Source organism: Dyadobacter psychrotolerans (genome assembly GCF_004349265.1).
GTDB lineage: Bacteria > Bacteroidota > Bacteroidia > Cytophagales > Spirosomataceae > Dyadobacter > Dyadobacter psychrotolerans.
The window spans coordinates 418,371-436,022 of sequence record NZ_SMFL01000005.1; the positions used below are offsets into that span (position 1 = coordinate 418,371).

Here is a 17,652-nt window from a genome sequence, read left to right on the forward strand (position 1 = left end):
GGTTTGTTCAGGTAATGGGTTGAGAATTTTAAGTGCCGGCAGAACTTTACCTCTCCCCATACCGAATCACCACCCGTCTGTTTTTCATTTTGTTCTCCGGGCTGTCGTTTGAAGCGGCGGGTGCATCAGGGCCTTTCCAGGTGTAGGAAAGCTGCATTGGCTGCACGCCGTTTTCCTTCAGATAGTTGGTTACTACCCGCGCACGATATTCAGACAATGTCACATTCAGGTCCCGTTTGCCAACATTATCGGAATGGCCGGTGATAGATACCATCAGCCGATTTTGTTCGGCAAGTAAGTGGGCTATGGAATCCAGCGTTTGTTTGGTGGCGTTTCTTAGATGATAACTGCTTTGGTCGAAATACAAAACGGTGCTGTCGTAGGTTCTGATTTTTGCCGTTTCTTTTTTAGCTTCGGGGTTAGGTTTGATCTCTGTAAATAGTGGTTTTGGTAGTGCTGCTTCCGGCTCAACAGCAACATCCTGCTTAGGAACTTTTGGCTTTACTCCCATAAAATTAAAACCACGTTCTATCGTAAAACTTTCATCCAATAGTATTTCTTTTCCGGCTGTTGCGGTCAGGTAATGAAGACCGGTTCCAATAAAAGACTGATAACTTTGAAAATGTCCCGGTTGTCCCATACTCCACGAATCTTTATCAAATCTTTCTTCTTTTCTAGACGACAAATTATAGAAAATTGGTAAATTTTTGGGTGCTTCAAGAGACATTGACAGTGTAACCACATCACGCAGCAACCGTATCTGATAAAATTCTTCCCTGTTTTCAGGCTGATTATTGATCAGGTTTCCGATGTAATCTTTATGCCCGGGTGAGCTGACAATAAATGAGATTTTATCCTGTGTATTTACAGGAATGGAAAAGTTTGTTTTGGTCGAATCAACATCGTAGCATTCCACATTTCCAGTCTGAGTAAAGTTTAGACAAACCTTTGCACTTAGTAATTTTCTGTTTTTTGCCTCTTTTACTTCGAAAAATAGCTTTTTTCTTTGCTGTGATGGCTTTGCCGGATCACTCACCTCGGCAAACAATACTTTATTTACCTGCTGAGAATCTTTTTTGATCATCTCCACATGCATTTGAAAACGATAATGACTTTCCATCGTTCCAATAAAATTTACCGGAATAATTTCGGTTCGGTAGCCTTCACGTTCAAAAACAACATGCTGCGTGGTTTCGGGTAAACGAAGTTCAAATTTTCCTTCGTCGTTGCTTTCTCCAAGACTCACTTTACCGTTTTTTAAAAGCGCAGTGGCCTTCACTTTGATATCCAAACCAGAGGAAACGTCCCAGCTAAAACCATGGATCGTTACGGTATCCTGCGGCATTACTTTGACAATGCCGGAATGCGGAGCAGATAAAGTAAAGGTGGAAAGAAGCAGTGCGAAAAACATAACGTCCGAATTTATGTCAGAAGGATATTTGTAATATGCAGAAAAGTGTCAGTTATATATAATTTACTTTTAGTCTGAAATTATTTTACCTGCACTTTTCTGTGATCGCGTCTCAAAAGGAGCTTCTGTAACCAATATTTATCGGCTAATCCTCAGCGCTTTCGAGAAGCATGTCGTACAAATCCTCTGCGCCACCATCGAACCGGGTGCCGTTTACAAAAAATGTAGGTGTTCCGTTTACGCCGCTGCGAATCCCGCTTTCAAAGTCGGCATCCACTTTCTCTTCTAAATCCGGGCGTTGAATATCATTTTTGAATTGTTCAATGTTTAAGCCTGCCGATTTGGCCATGGCAAACAATCCTTCATGGCTCAGCGACTTTTGGTTTTCGAAAATAAGATCATGCATTTCCCAGTATTTCCCCTGCAACCCCGCTGCTTCTGCTGCGACCGCTGCCGGCAAAGCAAAACGGTGCGATTCGGCTAGCGGGAAATTGCGGAATACAAATTTGATCTGGGTTAAAAACTTCTTTTGTATTTTTTGAATCACCGGATAAGCCGCACCACAATGCGGGCATTGGTAATCACCATATTCCACAATTTCAATGGTTGCTTCCTCTGCACCCTGAATATGATCCTGATTGCTGACTGCGGGTTTTAATTGACCTGGCATGTTACTGGTTTTTTGAGGTTAATGATTCGAGTGCATCCAATATTCCGTCGGCGCCCGGGTTGATCGCTGCCGGAGATAAATAACTCCAGGCGATGATACCTTCTTTATCAATGACAAACAAAGCGCGGTTACTTTCTCCTTCTTTTTCGTTGTAAACACCATAAAGTTTAGACACTTCTCCTTTCGGTTCGAAGTCAGCCAGTAATGGAAAATGTAGTGTCCGTGATTGTGAGAAGGCTAAATGGCTCCATTTACTATCAACTGAAATTCCCAAAATCGTCGCCTCATACTTGGAAAAGTATTTCAGCATTTCATTGTAGAGCGCCATCTGATCGCTGCAAACCGGACTCCAATCGGCCGGGTAAAATGCAAGAATAATGTTTTTACCTTTTAGTTCGCTGATTGAAAACTTTTGATCAGGCGTGGCAAATAATTCAAAATCAGGGGCTTTGTCTCCTTTTTGTAACATGGTTTTATTTTTTGTTGGTGATCAATCAGCCAGGAACGCATCGTGCTGATCTTCCTGTAAAACAATATAAATCCGCGACCAGCTGTCCTGGCTTAACATCCGCCATTTATGCCCGGTTCCGGCAGTGTCCAGTGCGATCACCACATCACCGGGATGAACCACAAAACTGCTTCCGTCGGTAACGGTAAATTCAAGTGAGCCTTTAAGGGTTATCACATATTGTCGTCTTGGCGCAGGATGCCAGTCGAAATGGCGTCTTTCCGGCTCATCATTGACGAGAAAAAAATAGGGTGATGAAATGTGTTCGAGCTCTTGTATGGTTCCCTGCTGAAAAGCGCTGGCTCCGTCCGGGGTATTAAATAGTTTGTATGCTCTCATTCAATTTTATTGTCTTATGATCAGTCTGTGCTGTAATCGTTCAGCATCTCAGACAAGGTAAGTCATCGTTATTTAAACTCAGCTTTTCTTTTTTACTAATCTTTTGCTGTCAAAGCCAGTCCCATAATTGTTCCAGGGATTTTAAAGGCAAAATACTGTTTAGGAACGCTGTTCTGCAAACGTTTCACACCGCTTTTATTGGCATAAAATTCCCATCTGCTTTTGGCATAATTGTTATAAGGGACGAATCAAAGGTCAATTCATTCTCTGATCAAACATCATTCACCATGCTAAATTATCAATCAACCTACTCGCCGGTACTAACCAAAGATTTTGACACCAGGCCGGTCACAATCAACATTAACGGAAAGCCCACCACCCTGCAGCTAATGCCTTGGGTAAGTCTTCTCGACGCGCTGAGAGAATATGCAGATTTAACCGGAACAAAAAAAGGCTGTGACCACGGTCAGTGTGGCGCCTGCACGGTAATCTGTGATGGTGACCGTATTTTAAGCTGTCTGACGCTGGCAGTAATGAAAGAAGGTTCTGAAATCACAACCATTGAAGGTGTAGCCGAAAACGGACAGCTTCATCCGCTGCAAAAGGCTTTTATCGAGTACGATGCTTTCCAGTGCGGCTACTGCACGCCGGGCCAGATTTGTAGTGCGATAGGGATGCTTAAAGAAGGAAAGGCGAAAACAAGAGCCGATGTAAAGGAGCTTATGAGCGGCAATTTATGCCGGTGTGGAGCCAATACCAATATCATCGATGCGATCATGGAAGTTAAAAATCAAGATAGTCATGAATAATTTCAGTTACATAAAAGCAAATGATTTGCCCACGGCCTTTGGTCATGTACGTTTGGGGGATGCTGCGAAATACATTGCAGGCGGCACCAACCTGATTGATTTGATGAAGTACAATCTCACCAAAGCAAGTTCTTTGGTTGACATCAATCATCTTGTCGGAAATCATGACATTGAAGAGTTGCCGGATGGCGGGTTAAGACTTGGCGCATTTGTCAGAAATGCAGCTACGGCCTATCATCCCTTGGTTGAGGAGCGCTATCCGCTGTTATCCAGAGCTATTCTGGCCGGCGCGTCGGCTCAGATCAGAAACATGGCTACCAATGGTGGTAATCTGCTGCAGCGTACTAGATGCTACTATTTTTATGATGCTAATACGCCTTGTAACAAAAGAGAACCAGGTTCTGGTTGTTCTGCTATTTTAGGTTATAACCGTATCATGGCTATTCTAGGTACGAGCGAAAGTTGTATTGCCGTTTTTCCCTCGGATATGTGCGTAGCGCTTGCTGCCCTGGACGCGGTTGTGAACATCAGCGGAGAAGATGGAGAACGCAGTCTGGCATTTGCCGACTTTCACAGACTTCCCGGAGATACGCCAGAATTAGACAATAATTTAAAGCCGGGTGAGATCATTACCAGCATTGATATTCCTCAGAAGGGTTTTGCCCGGAATTATTCTTATCTGAAATTACGGGATAGAAATTCCTACGCATTTGCTCTGGTTTCAGTTGCAACCGGTTTAGAGCTGGAAAACGGACTGATTAAAGATGCACGAATTGCACTTGGCGGTGTGGCACATAAGCCATGGCGCGTGAAAGAAGCCGAAGACTTTTTAAAAGAAAAAGAACCTTCTGCTGAAAATTTTGCCCAGGCAGCCGAAATTATCCTTTTTGGAGCGAAAGTGTTTGAATACAACAGTTTTAAAGTGGAATTGGCAAAGCGGGCGATTGTTAGAAATTGCATGATGGCATTAAATCCGGAGTCTCAACTACCTGGCGCACAGCCCTCAGCCTAACTAAAATTTACAAACATTATGTCAACACGACCAGCAATAGGACAGCCCATCAGCCGTCTTGAAGGACACATGAAAGTAACCGGTGCAGCCAAGTATGCCGGAGAATATAACGTTCCAGGATTACTTTATGGTTACGTAATCAACAGCACCATTACAAAAGGGAAAATCATAAGTTTTAATACCGAAGCGGCAAAAGCGCTGCCAGGTGTTATAGAAATTTTCACGCATGAAAACCGTCCGTCACTGGCCTGGTTTGACTTGTCGTATGCGGACATGGACGCGCCTCCCGGTTCGCCTTTCCGGCCTTTGTATAACGCAGAAGTCAGCAGCAACGGTCAGCCGATCGGACTTGTTGTGGCCGAAACTTTTGAGCTGGCCAGGTATGCGGCAACGCTTATGGAAATTCAATATGAAGAGGAATCTTTCAGGGTTGATCTGAAGGAGAATCTCGCTGAGGCGCACACGCCAAGTATAGGCATGGCAACGATGTTAAAGCCGCCACCGCCCAAGCCAAAGGGCGATTTTGAAGAAGCATTTGCTAACTCTTATGCGCAGGTTTCCGCGGAATATTTTCACGGAACGGAGCATCATAATCCGATGGAATTATTCGCTACCACCACCATCTACGAGGGAGACGGCAAGCTGACGATTTATGATAAAACGCAGGGCACAATTAACAGCCAGCTGTATGTAGGAAATATTTTCGGGCTCCATTTTAAGGATGTGAGAGTGATTTCTCCATATGTCGGCGGCGCTTTTGGGTCCGGTTTACGGCCACAATATCAGCTGTTTTTGTCGGTAATGGCGGCGCTGGAATTAAAAAGACCGGTGCGGGTTACTTTGGATAGAAGCCAGATGTTCACCTTCGGGCACAGACCACAGACGGTGCAGTATACACGGTTTGGTACGGATGAATACGGCAAGATTATAGCGATGAATCACAAGGCGATCGGCGAGACTTCAAAAAACGAAGATTACACCGAAAATGTTGTGAACTGGGCAAATATGCTGTATGCTTCCAAAAACACTTTGATGCAGTACGAGCTTGTGGATCTGGATGTATTTAGTCCGCTTGATATGCGTGCGCCGGGTGGCAGCACAGGATCTCATGCTATTGAAAGTACTATGGATGAGCTTTCCTACAAACTGAAAATTGATCCGATGCAGCTGCGTTTGATCAATTATTCTGAAAAAGATGACAGCTTGGGAAGACCTTACAGCAGCAAGGAACTTAGGCAATGTTATTTGCAGGGAGCAGAAAGATTCGGGTGGGCAGAGCGTAATCCCGAGCCGCGCAGCATGCGAAGAGGAAACAAGCTTATAGGTTACGGAATGGCAACCGGAATATGGGAGGCCAATCATTTGCCGGCTCGTGCCGAAGCGATCATCGACAGTGAAGGAAAATTACAGGTGAGCAGTGCTGTGACTGACATCGGGACAGGAATGATGACGATCATGGCGCAGATTGCCGCAGACGAGCTTGGCTTACCGGTGGAAGATGTGGCGATTTCCTACGGGGACAGCAAAATGCCTTTCGCGCCTATACAGGGAGGATCCTTCACAACATCGACAATTGGATCTGCCATTAAAGCTGCCGGTAAAGCGCTTCGTAAAAAGCTTTTCAAAAAAGCAAAAGATATGGACAGCTCCATTTTTAGCAGTATGGATATTGAAGATGTGGCGTTTCGGGATGGCAAAATTTCTGTGAAGGATTCACCGGCTCTTTCTGTTTCTTTCAAAGAAATTGTGGCTGCCAACAAGGGCAAGGCTATCAAAACAATCAACTTTTCAGTACCTAAGTTTTTTAAACTGAAGAAATATTCAAGAGCGGCGCATAGTGCAGTTTTTGTTGAAGTGGAAGTCGATGAGCAGTTGGGTGTCATTAACGTCACCAGAGCCGTTACTGCGGTTGCTGCCGGTAGAATTATCAATCCAAAAACGGCCCGAAGCCAGATTTTGGGCGGAATGGTCTGGAGTGTAAGTAAGGCACTACGCGAGGAAACTATTACGGATTACCGGTTGGGCAAATATATGAACCAGAATCTGGGCGAGTACCATATTCCGGTGCATGCGGATATACATGACATGGATGTGATCTTTGTAGAGGAAAAAGATGAAAACGTAAACGAGCTCGGAACAAAAGGGGTGGGAGAGATCGGACTTGTAGGTATGCCGCCTGCAATTGCCAATGCAGTTTACCATGCGACAGGAAAAAGAATCAACCAGTTTCCGATCCATTTTGATTCCTTGTTATAAACTTAGATGATTGATTGAAGGCCTGCGTTGAATCCCAATACGGGATAAATGCAGGCTTTATTGCGTAAATACTCCCGATCCGGTGCCTGCCATCTGAGGCGAAATATTATAAATTGATTAATTGTAGCTGAATAGTAGTTAAGGCGGTCTGCATGTAATACATTTGACCGTAATTAAATGAAAATCAAATAAATGGATATTCTCCAAAGAAACAATGTGACTCTATTGGGAGAAGGTATTCAGCCTATGATTTTCGCGCACGGCTTTGGATGCGCTCAGCACATGTGGCGGGATGTGTGGCCTGCGTTTAGTAAAGATTACCGGATTGTACTCTTTGATTATGTGGGAAGCGGCGGCTCAGATATAGACAGTTATAACCCGGAGCGTTATGCAAACCTGAATGGATATGCCCAGGATATTTTAGATATCTGCAAAACATTGGACTTAAAGGATGCGGTTCTGGTCGGGCATTCGGTAAGCAGTATGATTGGCATTCTCGCTGCTATCAAGGAACCCTCCTTTTTTAAGGAGCTGATTTTGATAGGACCTTCACCCAGATACATCAACGACGGGAATTATCACGGTGGATTTGAAAAAGCGGATATCGATGAGCTTTTGCAGACCATGGAAAAGAACTTTACGGGTTGGGCGAACTTTCTGGCGCCTGCCATGATGAAAAACCAGGATCGTCCCGGGCTCTCTGAGGAGCTGGCTGAAAGCTTTTGCAGTGTAAACCGCGCCATTGCCAAACAATTCGCAGGGGTGACGTTTTACTCCGATAACCGAAGAGACCTGGCTAAACTCAAGCATCCCTCACTCATTATGCAATGCACGGATGATATTATAGCGCCCCTGGAAGTCGGGGCTTATCTGCATGAAAACCTGGCAGGGAGTACTTTTAGACTGATGCAGGCAACAGGCCACTGCCCTCACATGAGCGCGCCTGATGAAACTATACAGATCATGAAGCAATATCTCCAACCGTTAACCTGAAATTGTCTTGGAAGATTTTCGTATTGCACATGATATATTGCAGGCCATGCCCTGTGGTTGTGTATCGTTTGACGAAAACGGAATCATAGAATTTGTCAACCAATCAATGTGTGATCTTCTTGGTTACGAAACGGCCGACCTGATTGACCAAAACATCGAGCGAATTTTTACCATTTCAAGCCGGATATTTTACCAAACGCAGCTTTACGCTTTGATCCGGTTAAATGGTAAAGCAGATGAAATATTTATTTCATTGAAGGCAAAACAAGGCGAAGTGATTCCTGTGGTGGTGTACGGAAAGCTCAGTAAAACGTTAGATAAAACAAGTATTATATGCTCATTTTTAACCGTTTGGGAGCAGCAGAAACACCACCACTCAGCAAACACGGATGATACTGATCGGCCATATTCGGATAAAAATGCACTTACTAAACTAAAAGAAGAATTTGAGCTTTATCAGCAGAAGCTAGACCGGCAGGTCTTAATGCTTTTACAGCGTAATCAGGAGTATGTACAGCTCAGTAAAGTACTATCGCACGATTTGTCCGAGCCTATTCGCAAAATTGGCATTTTTACCGACTTACTGATGAACCATTCTGTGCAGATTCCCGATCCGGTGGCTGCGGGCAGGATGGGGAAGATCCAAAAATCGGTTCAGCGTTTGCAGAATCTGACCAACAGTTTGCAGCAGTTTATATACGTAGATAATATTGTTGAAGAAACGACTGTCCTGGATTTCAGTAAGTTGGTGGCAGAGTCAAAGAATGAAATTATTATCGAAACGGGATTCAGTGATTTTCAAATCATCTCCGATCACATCCCGGGTTTTCAGGGCCGCTCTGCGCAGATTGGCGTTTTGCTGAAAGAACTGTTGCAAAATGCAATTCAAAACCGTCTGGAAGAACAGCCACTGATGATTAAAATAACTTCACAGATCACCGAGCAAAACAGTTACCAGGTCAACAAAACAAAATACAATTATACCGATCACATCAAACTTGAAATTACCGATAACGGCTCAGGTTTTGAAAATGAATACGCATCTCATGTGTTTGGTTTATTTAATAAACTAAACAATAAATCCGCGGGTGCCGGACTTGGACTTGCTCTTTGCAAGCAGATCGTTTCCTATCATTACGGAACAATCACGGCAAGCTCTAAACCAAATCACGGAACGACCGTTACGATCATGCTTCCGATATGGCAGCCGGTATAATTTTTTTGATTTTAAATTTGAAATCAGGAAGTTATCTGATTAAATATCAGTGTATTGATTCAAAAAAACCGGAGCAATGAATCACCACTCCGGCTTTAAGTCCGGCACTTTGTGATTTACATCGCAGATGCCTTTCCACCGGTGATTGTAATTCCCGCAGGAAAAACAAAGTTTTCGTCGTGACGCTGAGAAAAAGATTTTTCAATAAGTTCTTTGCGGCGCACGGCCTTTCCTTTAAAAATTACTTTGCCATTCTGGCTGACGGTAATTTCTTTATCCAGGTTCATCATCTTATCGTTAAGCAGGATGTGCAGCGTTTCGTTGTCGTTTTTATCGATACTGATCTGCTGACCTTTGTATGAAACAAAAACTGAATTTTGCTTTTTAGCAGAAGATTCCGGTACAGCCAGCCAATAGAATTCCGTGCGTACTTCATCGTCTTGTATCCAGTTGACTTTTGCCGGGTAAGGATTTCTTTTGAACTTAGCCATCCATGGCACACTGATAGTATCCTGTCTGTTCATCCAGTGCGGCATGCCAGCCATGATGTAGGCATCGTGTACAAACCCGCCTTTGTCTGTGACCTGTAATGAGTCCAGTGTTTTCGACCATTCCTTTGCCAGTCCATTTCGGTTGTAGGCGCCATCTTTTTCACCGACAGCCATCCAGAAAGGCAGATTTCTTAAATTCAAAACCTGAGCGTCTCCGGGGTGACCGGCCATCATTGCTGCAGCGGCCCAGTGATCTGCCAACCGCGGAGCGAGTTGGTAAACCCCGTCTCCACCGGCTGAGTAGCCCATCACGTAAACCTTATTAGGATTGACATCTTCCATGATCACTGCATCGGCAATGGCTCTTTCAAGCAAACCATCTACCGGTTTTTGGTGCCACATATTCCAGGTATTTGACGGCGAGCGAGGAACGAAGTAGACACCTTCGGCAGGCGTGTAGAGTTTTTGCTGATTTCTATACTGACCGTCGTTCATCTTCGCCGGACCGTTTCCGCCGCCATGCAACGAGATATACAAACTTCTTCCGTCAGCAGGTTTTGATCCAAAAATTTTAGTTGTAAAGATCAGACTGTCTGTGCCGATTAGAATCTTTTGACTGACCCAGTCTTCTTTTGCGGTAGGAGTAAATTTTTCCTTGTATGCTTTTAACACCTTTTCAGTTTCGGATCCGGCTTCTTTTAGTGTCAGACCTTTAACCGCCGGCTGCGCCTGTAACGAAACAATAACTGTAAAAAGAAAAACAAGTTGAGACAACGATGTTTTTATAAAGAACATAGCATATTTTTTAAAAAAAATTAAGAAGTTGCAAGGTATGGAAAGTTTTAAACAGCCAAGTAGTCCTGTTTGTAATCCAGGCAAATTTTGTTAAAGAGTATGTGAATTTATCAGTTAATCATACCACTAAAAGCTTGAACTGCATCAAAAATGCCAAAAATTGGGTAGGGGCTAATATTATTAAAATGTTACCACTACTCTGGAGCAGAATTTTAAACTTTCTTTTTGCGGTAATTTAAATGATGGATTCAAGCTCGACAATATGAATGATTCTGAACTTCTACTAAAACGATACTTTCCCTGGCTGTTGCTTTTAGGCATCGCACTTAACATTCCCGGATTGTGGCTGGATGTGATGGAGCCCGACGGTGCGCTTTATGCAACCATCGCTAAACACATGGTGCTACATAATGACTGGATTAATCTTTTCGGAAACGGCAGTGACTGGCTGGATAAACCGCATTTTCCTTTTTGGATGGCAGCTATCAGTTACAAGATATTCGGTATCAACGGTTTTGCCTATAAACTTCCTGCTTTTCTGTTTTGGCTTTTAAGTCTTTATTATACCTATCTGACAGCAAGAGACCTGTTCAATTCTTCGGTGGCGAGAATATCGGTGCTCATCTACACGGTGGCACTGCACAGCACCCTTGCGAATTTCGATGTGCGAGCAGAGCCCTATCTGACTGCCTGTGTGACAGCAGCAGTGTGGCACATGCTTAAAGTTTACCGTAAAGAAAAGGGGTGGCATATTGTGGCTGCCGGCATTTTCATTGCCTGCGCGATGATGACCAAAGGAATTTTTGTGCTGATCACAATTGGCGGAGGCTGGGTAATATTTTGGGCACTTACAAAACAGTGGGAACAATTTGTGAATTACCGATGGTGGCTTGTTTTGGCTTTATCATTTGTCTTCATTTTACCGGAATTGTATAGTCTGTATGTTCAGTTTGACCTGCATCCGGAGAAGGTAGTTTTTGGTCAGACAAACGTTTCAGGTGTAAAATTCTTTTTCTGGGATAGTCAGTTTGGAAGGTTTTTTAACACCGGACCTATTAAGGGAAAAGGTGATCCGACTTTCTTTTTGCACACCTCTTTATGGGCGTTTCTTCCCTGGTCGATTGGTTTGGTTGCAGGTGTAGTTTACCTGATTCGTTTCGATAAAAGCAGAGATCCGCAGCGCTGGATTATTTATGGAAGTGCCCTGATTACTTTCCTGATGTTTTCGATGTCAAAGTTTCAGCTGCCGCACTATATCGTCATGGAGTTTCCTTATTTTGCTATCATCACCGGATACTTTTTCTATCAAATGTCCGTGAGCACCAAGCTGGGTAAACTCGTTTCTGCCCAGTCAGTGCTGGTTTATATTCTGGCCTTGGCAATATCGGGACTATTTTATATCACCCACATGGAAAACGCGGTATTGGGCATTATTCTCACCGTTTCTATTGCGATTGGATCCACTCTGCTGCGTTACAAAAATCCATTACAACAATTGATGTATAAGAGTTACGCTTCAGCAATGATGCTTTATATATTTCTCTTCTGTTTCTTTTATCCGTTTTTGCTTAAATATCAGTCTGGTGGCGAAGCAGCAAAGCTCATTCCAGACGAAAAGGAACACCTGCCTGTTGCAGCTTATGGCTCTTTTTCCTATGCTTTTGAATTTTATTCACCCGGAGATGTAAAGCTTATCCGGAGCAACAATGAGCTTGACAATTTTATCAAAGACAATCCATGCTTTATCTACACGACCGCAGCGGTCGGCGATAGTCTGATCAAATCCGGCGTGGATGCCCAGGTAGTCGGCTCGCCGGAATTCTTCCACATCACCAGGCTTAAAATGGGTTTTTTAAATCATGAAAAACGGACTCAAACATTACAAAAGCGATATTTGTTGTATGTCAACGATCCGGAGTATGACTAAGACAGCGCTTTTTCAGATGAGAAAATCTTAATTTGAGCCAATCATTTGTTTAAATTCCTTCACTGCTTTTCTAAGCTGTTTGTCGGAAATGCCGCTGTATTGTATTTCAACGATCTTTGATTGACGCCAGTCGAGTTTCTTTAATTTCCAGTATTTGGGATGATCCCTGCCAATTGGCGGCCGAAAATCTTCTTCCTTCGGATCCTTAACCAAAACGTCCAGTCCAAGTCTCACTTCGGTTTCATTGTCTGCCAGGGGGATTTTTGTAATTACTTTTACCGTTCTTCCCGTCGGCAGTAAAAAGGTTTTTTCAAGCGTCATGATTCTTTTTATTTTTCAGCACACAAAGTTATTCATTACATTCTTAGCAGTTACTGCTTTAACAATTTGATAATACCGGCTCGATCTTTACGTTTGAGTAAGGCATCCTTTCCATGAAATAACAAAATGAAGATATCTGTGTTTTTTACCTGCCTGATCCTCCTAAGTGGTTTCTGCTGCTATTCCCAAAATATTTTCAAAAGGGAAAACAATTCGCCAAAGAATGTGATTTTAATGATTGGTGACGGTATGGGTACTTCCCAGATTTATGCCGGTATGGTAGCCAATAAAAATACGCTGAATCTGGAAAGGGCGCAGTTTATCGGTTTTCATAAAAATCAGTCGGCTGACAGTTTTATAACCGATTCAGCTGCTGGCGCTACGGCCTTGTCCATTGGTAAAAAAACAAAAAACAGCGCTGTGGGCGTTGATGCAGATGGCAAGCCGCAAATGACTATTCTGGAAGCAGCAGAAAAAAAGGGTTTGGCCACCGGCATGGTGGTAACCTGCTCGATGACGCACGCTACGCCGGCTTCGTTTATTGCACATCAACCTTACCGGGGACTTACACAGGAAATTGCAGCGGACTTTCTTAAAACCGATATTGACGTTTTCATCGGCGGGGGAAGAAATGATTTTGACAAAAGAAAAGACGGACTTAACCTGATTGATAGTCTTAAAGCCCATGACTATCAAATTGCCGGATCGATTCTGGAAGTACAAAAAATAAAATCGGGGAAAATGGCTGGTTTTCTTGCAGATAAAGAACCACCGCGGTTTTCTGCAGGAAGAGCCGATCAACTTTCAAAATCGGCAGATGCCGCTATTGATATTCTTAAACAGAATAAGAAAGGTTTCTTTTTGATGGTAGAAGGTTCTCAGATAGACTGGGGCGGGCATACCAACAATTTGAAATACATCACAGAAGAAGTCGTCGATTTTGATAAAGTTATTGGACAGGTTTTTGATTTTGCTCAAAAGGATGGAAATACGCTGGTTATTATTACAGCCGACCACGAAACCGGTGGACTGTCCATCCGCGGAGGAAGCACTAAAACAGGAGAAATCAAAGGTTCGTTTTCAACCAAAAAACATACTGGTGTTATGATTCCCGTATTTGCTTTTGGGCCGGGAGCCGAAGCTTTCGCAGGGATCTATGAGAATACAGCCATCTTCGATAAAATGATCGAAGCATTAAGACTTAAATGAGATACTACTGAATTTAAAAGCCAAATTTAACGCCGAAGGCTAAATTCACGATGTCGCTTAATTTAAGAAATCCGGTATTCTGAACGTAGCTGATCATCATCAAATCATAACTACCCAGTTCATAATACAGCTCCAAACCGCGTTTTCTTTTATTTGTATTTACAGTCCTGCCTACTTTCCCACCAATATAGGCGCCCGGGCGGAAAGCCGTTGCCCACCAGTAATAACCCCTTGGATAGTAGGAGGGCCATTTGGTATCAAATTGTGGCCCGAATGTATAGCTCAAATACATTCCCAGTGAAAATGGAGCGAAGTAATGCTCGTTTTTTAAAGCAATAAGCCAGGGAGAATAAGTGGTCTTCAGCGTGGTACTGATCAGGGCATCCCCACCGAATTTTTGCGGAAGAAAACCAAACAGAATGTCGGTTTCCAGGGTTTTGTTTTTGGAGCTATAACCCGGCCCGCCGGACATAAACCCGATGTTGCCGGCAAATTGCAGTTTCATGTGATCGGGAAGATACCAATGATTGGCCCCGTCGGCAAGCTGCTCTTCCTGTGCGGTGGCAGTCAGGCTCAGTAAAATTAAAAAAGGTAAAAGTATATTTTTCATGTTCTAGTATTCTATTCTGTCCACTTTGTATCCGCCCTTCCAGGTTGTAACTACCATATAGCCTCTTGCGCCCATGCTGGTAGTTAAAAAGTAGTGAACGCTGTCATTATAAAATTCTCCGTCTTTGAATGTGTGCTGATGGCCGTATAAGCTGAATTTAACATTGGGGTCACCTGCCAGAATCGACGCATATTTTTTTTCGAGGGCAGGGTCGAAATCCGCATCAAAAGGCGGAACATGCGCGACCACAATGGCATTTTTATTTGAAGGGTTGTTCGTTAGCTGCGCGCGCAGCCAGTTCAGATTTGGAACAGAGCCATCAAAGGCATACTCGCGGGAATTGGTATTGATAAAAATGAATTTGTTATCGCCAAACTCAAAGGAATAATTCATAGGGCCGTACATACGTGCATATACGATAGGGCCGTTTGCTACCATATCGTGATTACCGATGACAGTAAGATATGGATATTTAAGTTTGAGCATAATTTCATTGACCCACTTAAACTCCTGGCTGATGCCAAAGTCAGAAATGTCGCCTGCGTGCAAAACAAATGAGATTCCGTGCTGATCGTTAGCGCTTTTAACAAAATCGGCCGATTCGTCATACCAGCGCTGTGTATCACCCATTAGAATAAACCGCAGCGTGTCTTTGACAGGCAGGGATTTTATTCTTTCAAGATTCTTATTATTCAAATCCTTTTCGCTGTCTTTGAGGACTATTTCATTGGGATTATACTGAAACAGTGTGTCACAGGAAGTGGTGAAAATGGCAAGCAGTAAAAGAAATGAAAATGGAAGTAATGTGCTTTTCAAATGGTTAAGTTGATGATTCATGGCAGAAGTGAACAATACGTTAAACAAACAGGGAAGCAAAAGGAATGATTCCTGTCTGCTTCCCTGTTTGAGTATTTCAAATGGCTGATTATTTTTTAACAGCAGGGATTGCCCAGAAAATACTGGCCTGGATAACGCTGTTTTTAAAATCAGGATTGATGTTTTGTCCGTTGAAATCTCCAACTTTCGACAGTCCTGCGATATATCTTACACCAATACCTAAACCGATGTTGGATTGATAGCCAATACCACCGGCTGCGGATAGGTCAAGGTTTTTAGCAAAGTTGTTGATGGTTTGGTCCGGAATATCAGTAGATGTTCTGAAACTCGCCTGAGGCCCTAATTCAACATAGAATCCACCAGTCGTTTTTAGTCTGAACATAACCGGTACAGTTACATAGTTAACTTTAAAGTCTGTTTTGCTGCCTGCTCTGTCAACTTTGGCTCCCTGGGTTGAAAACAAGACCTCAGGCTGAATAGAAAAGTGCTCTCCGATACCGAAGTTTAAAAGACCACCTAAATGATAACCTACACGTGCATCAGACTCAATATCTCCTCCTGTATAATTGCTGACGTTAATACCCGCTTTGGGACCGAAACTAAACGACTGAGCCATCGAAAACGTGCTGATGGCAACAAAAACCATGGTAACTAATAATTTTTTCATTTCATTAATGTTTAAAGTAATCAATGCAGACAAGTAGAAATCGTCTAACTGAATTCTTAATGCTACTAAGCTTCTTAATCCTGTTGGTGAATTTTCTGACTGATCCGTAAATAGAACTTATCCAATATCGTACCAACACCTGATTTCAGCATTCAAAATCAAATTGCTGATAAAATTAGACCAAGTGAGCAAAATGGTCCACTTTTTAAGGCGAACAGCTGTGCAGGTGACGGAATAAGTTAGTAAACGGCTGAAATACAGATCTTTGTTTGGGAAGATGTGTAGAATTTAGAGGAGAATTTTGCAAGTGTAAAGGCAGTATACGACATCTAAAAGGCTTATAATCAAAATTTTAATAATTACAGGGCGATGGGAATATTAAGAATAGTAAATAAAGGTGTTAAGATTACGACCCGGTTTATTTTGCTGGTCGTGTTGTCAGCTGGTGTGTCAATGGCCCAGAATGCACCTGAAAAAATGGATCTTTATTTGCTGATTGGCCAATCGAACATGGCGGGAAGAGGTAAACTGTCAGAGACGACGCAACAAACAAATGAAAATATCTGGGTAATAAACGGCAAAAACGAGTGGGTTATGGCAAAAGATCCGCTGCATTACGATAAGCCTGCGGCGGTCGGGGTAGGACCCGGACTTTCCTTTGCAAAAGCGATCTCCGAATATCATCCTGAAAAGAAAATCGGCCTTATTCCCTGCGCTGTTGGCGGAAGTGGGATTGATGATTGGGTAACAGGTAAAAAACATGATCAAACCGGAATTTTTTCCTACGATTCCATGCTGGCAAGAGTTAAGGAAGCGCAGAAACATGGAAAGATTAAAGGAATTATCTGGCATCAGGGCGAATCGGATAGCTCACCGGAAAAGAGCGCAGTCTACGAGCAGAAGTTGACCGCATTTTTTAAACTCTTAAGGAAGCAGACAGGAACCAAAAAGACGCCGCTCATTCTGGGGACCCTGGGTGATTTTTATGTGGCTAAAAGGCCGGATGCTTCAAAGGTGAACCAGATTATGCACGATTACGCATCTAAGCATAAACATGCTTACGTAGTCTCATCTTCGGGGCTTACCGATTTAGGAGACGGTACTCATTTTAATACACAGTCGGCTCAGGAGCTGGGAAAGCGTTATGGGGAAATGTTTTTAAAGGTTTCCGGAAAATAAGGTAGGCGCAATGTGATTGGTATTCAGGAGAATAAAAATTTTCAGAAAAATTAAAGTTTAATTAGTCGTACAATATTAAAAAATATCCTAAGTTTGCACCACGTTACACCATAACGATGGTCGCAGCGAAGTCTGGTTTGGTAGTTCAGTTGGTTAGAATACATGCCTGTCACGCATGGGGTCGCGGGTTCGAGTCCCGTCCAGACCGCACATTTTTTTTGCAAAATTTAAGAAATCCTGTTAAAATTCAATTTTAACAGGATTTTTTTTGTGCTTTTGATCTTCAAAATGTTCAAAATCGCTCAAAATTAAAAAGCGTCTTTCAGTGCGTCTTTTTATTTTTCAAAAAGACGCACTGAAGTGCTTGTAATTAATTTTGAGTCAACCTGTTAAAGAGATTTA

The 17,652-nt window shown here is 43.0% G+C and carries 17 protein-coding genes and 1 tRNA gene; 9 read left to right on the forward strand and 9 right to left on the reverse strand.

What is annotated here, in order from left to right; all coding sequences use genetic code 11:
• Positions 1-46: 46 nt before the first annotated feature.
• From E0F88_RS16045 to E0F88_RS16060, 4 genes are all read right to left on the reverse strand, one after another.
• Positions 47-1,411, reverse strand: coding sequence for an OmpA family protein (locus E0F88_RS16045; RefSeq protein WP_131959281.1), 1,365 nt, complete (start codon positions 1,409-1,411; stop codon positions 47-49).
• Between the two features lie 145 nt (positions 1,412-1,556).
• Complete coding sequence (locus E0F88_RS16050; protein ID WP_131959282.1) at positions 1,557-2,081, reverse strand: DsbA family protein; 525 nt, start codon at positions 2,079-2,081, stop codon at positions 1,557-1,559.
• Between the two features lies 1 nt (position 2,082).
• Positions 2,083-2,550, reverse strand: coding sequence for a redoxin domain-containing protein (locus E0F88_RS16055; RefSeq protein ID WP_131959283.1), 468 nt, complete (start codon positions 2,548-2,550; stop codon positions 2,083-2,085).
• 21 nt (positions 2,551-2,571) lie between these two features.
• Positions 2,572-2,928, reverse strand: a complete 357-nt coding sequence (locus tag E0F88_RS16060; protein WP_131959284.1) for a cupin domain-containing protein — start codon at positions 2,926-2,928, stop codon at positions 2,572-2,574.
• 287 nt (positions 2,929-3,215) lie between these two features.
• Here E0F88_RS16060 and E0F88_RS16065 point away from each other — a divergent pair, with 287 nt between their 5' ends.
• From E0F88_RS16065 to E0F88_RS16085, 5 genes are all read left to right on the forward strand, one after another.
• Positions 3,216-3,737: a (2Fe-2S)-binding protein gene (locus tag E0F88_RS16065; RefSeq protein ID WP_131959285.1), complete on the forward strand. Its 522-nt coding sequence runs from the start codon at positions 3,216-3,218 to the stop codon at positions 3,735-3,737.
• Complete coding sequence (locus E0F88_RS16070; RefSeq protein WP_131959286.1) at positions 3,730-4,749, forward strand: FAD binding domain-containing protein; 1,020 nt, start codon at positions 3,730-3,732, stop codon at positions 4,747-4,749. Before E0F88_RS16065 ends, E0F88_RS16070 begins: the two co-directional genes overlap by 8 nt.
• 18 nt (positions 4,750-4,767) lie before the next feature.
• Complete coding sequence (locus E0F88_RS16075; protein ID WP_131959287.1) at positions 4,768-7,005, forward strand: xanthine dehydrogenase family protein molybdopterin-binding subunit; 2,238 nt, start codon at positions 4,768-4,770, stop codon at positions 7,003-7,005.
• A 192-nt stretch (positions 7,006-7,197) separates the two neighbouring features.
• Positions 7,198-7,998 carry an alpha/beta fold hydrolase gene (locus tag E0F88_RS16080; protein WP_131959288.1) on the forward strand — a complete coding sequence of 267 codons (801 nt, stop codon included), beginning with the start codon at positions 7,198-7,200 and terminating at the stop codon, positions 7,996-7,998.
• A gap of 7 nt (positions 7,999-8,005) precedes the next feature.
• Complete coding sequence (locus tag E0F88_RS16085) at positions 8,006-9,214, forward strand: sensor histidine kinase (protein ID WP_131959289.1); 1,209 nt, start codon at positions 8,006-8,008, stop codon at positions 9,212-9,214.
• Positions 9,215-9,330: 116 nt separating this feature from the next.
• On the opposite strand, the gene E0F88_RS16090 is transcribed toward E0F88_RS16085, so the two are convergent.
• Entirely contained in the window at positions 9,331-10,500 is a 1,170-nt protein-coding gene (locus E0F88_RS16090) for an alpha/beta hydrolase family protein (protein ID WP_131959290.1), read from the reverse strand.
• Positions 10,501-10,762: 262 nt separating this feature from the next.
• Here E0F88_RS16090 and E0F88_RS16095 point away from each other — a divergent pair, with 262 nt between their 5' ends.
• Positions 10,763-12,427, forward strand: a complete 1,665-nt coding sequence (locus E0F88_RS16095; RefSeq protein WP_131959291.1) for an ArnT family glycosyltransferase — start codon at positions 10,763-10,765, stop codon at positions 12,425-12,427.
• A 27-nt stretch (positions 12,428-12,454) separates the two neighbouring features.
• Here the strand turns inward: E0F88_RS16095 and E0F88_RS16100 are convergent, their stop codons facing one another.
• Positions 12,455-12,748, reverse strand: coding sequence for a hypothetical protein (locus E0F88_RS16100; RefSeq protein ID WP_131959292.1), 294 nt, complete (start codon positions 12,746-12,748; stop codon positions 12,455-12,457).
• Between the two features lie 126 nt (positions 12,749-12,874).
• Between E0F88_RS16100 and E0F88_RS16105 the strand changes: the two genes are divergently transcribed.
• Entirely contained in the window at positions 12,875-13,957 is a 1,083-nt protein-coding gene (locus E0F88_RS16105; RefSeq protein WP_131959293.1) for an alkaline phosphatase, read from the forward strand.
• 13 nt (positions 13,958-13,970) lie between these two features.
• Here E0F88_RS16105 and E0F88_RS16110 read toward each other — a convergent pair whose 3' ends face one another.
• From E0F88_RS16110 to E0F88_RS16120, 3 genes are all read right to left on the reverse strand, one after another.
• Entirely contained in the window at positions 13,971-14,567 is a 597-nt protein-coding gene (locus E0F88_RS16110; protein WP_131959294.1) for a hypothetical protein, read from the reverse strand.
• A gap of 3 nt (positions 14,568-14,570) precedes the next feature.
• Positions 14,571-15,404 carry a metallophosphoesterase family protein gene (locus E0F88_RS16115; RefSeq protein WP_131959295.1) on the reverse strand — a complete coding sequence of 278 codons (834 nt, stop codon included), beginning with the start codon at positions 15,402-15,404 and terminating at the stop codon, positions 14,571-14,573.
• 88 nt (positions 15,405-15,492) lie between these two features.
• Positions 15,493-16,071: a porin family protein gene (locus E0F88_RS16120; protein ID WP_131959296.1), complete on the reverse strand. Its 579-nt coding sequence runs from the start codon at positions 16,069-16,071 to the stop codon at positions 15,493-15,495.
• A 369-nt stretch (positions 16,072-16,440) separates the two neighbouring features.
• Between E0F88_RS16120 and E0F88_RS16125 the strand changes: the two genes are divergently transcribed.
• Both E0F88_RS16125 and E0F88_RS16130 read left to right on the forward strand, forming a co-directional pair.
• Positions 16,441-17,250 (forward strand): sialate O-acetylesterase, encoded by an 810-nt coding sequence (locus E0F88_RS16125; RefSeq protein WP_131959297.1) that lies wholly within the window; start codon positions 16,441-16,443, stop codon positions 17,248-17,250.
• A gap of 134 nt (positions 17,251-17,384) precedes the next feature.
• A tRNA-Asp gene (locus E0F88_RS16130) sits at positions 17,385-17,458 on the forward strand.
• Positions 17,459-17,652: the final 194 nt, after the last annotated feature.

Bases quoted from the DNA above. Each gene is read 5' to 3' on its own strand.
- E0F88_RS16050 (WP_131959282.1), bottom strand. From the start codon at position 2,081: ATGCCAGGTCAATTAAAACCCGCAGTCAGCAATCAGGATCATATTCAG.
- E0F88_RS16115 (WP_131959295.1), bottom strand. From the start codon at position 15,404: ATGAATCATCAACTTAACCATTTGAAAAGCACATTACTTCCATTTTCA.
- E0F88_RS16120 (WP_131959296.1), bottom strand. From the start codon at position 16,071: ATGAAAAAATTATTAGTTACCATGGTTTTTGTTGCCATCAGCACGTTT.
- E0F88_RS16055 (WP_131959283.1), bottom strand. From the start codon at position 2,550: ATGTTACAAAAAGGAGACAAAGCCCCTGATTTTGAATTATTTGCCACG.
- E0F88_RS16100 (WP_131959292.1), bottom strand. From the start codon at position 12,748: ATGACGCTTGAAAAAACCTTTTTACTGCCGACGGGAAGAACGGTAAAA.
- E0F88_RS16065 (WP_131959285.1), top strand. From the start codon at position 3,216: ATGCTAAATTATCAATCAACCTACTCGCCGGTACTAACCAAAGATTTT.
- E0F88_RS16070 (WP_131959286.1), top strand. From the start codon at position 3,730: ATGAATAATTTCAGTTACATAAAAGCAAATGATTTGCCCACGGCCTTT.
- E0F88_RS16080 (WP_131959288.1), top strand. From the start codon at position 7,198: ATGGATATTCTCCAAAGAAACAATGTGACTCTATTGGGAGAAGGTATT.
- E0F88_RS16125 (WP_131959297.1), top strand. From the start codon at position 16,441: ATGGGAATATTAAGAATAGTAAATAAAGGTGTTAAGATTACGACCCGG.
- E0F88_RS16075 (WP_131959287.1), top strand. From the start codon at position 4,768: ATGTCAACACGACCAGCAATAGGACAGCCCATCAGCCGTCTTGAAGGA.
- E0F88_RS16045 (WP_131959281.1), bottom strand. From the start codon at position 1,411: ATGTTTTTCGCACTGCTTCTTTCCACCTTTACTTTATCTGCTCCGCAT.
- E0F88_RS16060 (WP_131959284.1), bottom strand. From the start codon at position 2,928: ATGAGAGCATACAAACTATTTAATACCCCGGACGGAGCCAGCGCTTTT.
- E0F88_RS16090 (WP_131959290.1), bottom strand. From the start codon at position 10,500: ATGTTCTTTATAAAAACATCGTTGTCTCAACTTGTTTTTCTTTTTACA.
- E0F88_RS16105 (WP_131959293.1), top strand. From the start codon at position 12,875: ATGAAGATATCTGTGTTTTTTACCTGCCTGATCCTCCTAAGTGGTTTC.
- E0F88_RS16110 (WP_131959294.1), bottom strand. From the start codon at position 14,567: ATGAAAAATATACTTTTACCTTTTTTAATTTTACTGAGCCTGACTGCC.
- E0F88_RS16095 (WP_131959291.1), top strand. From the start codon at position 10,763: ATGAATGATTCTGAACTTCTACTAAAACGATACTTTCCCTGGCTGTTG.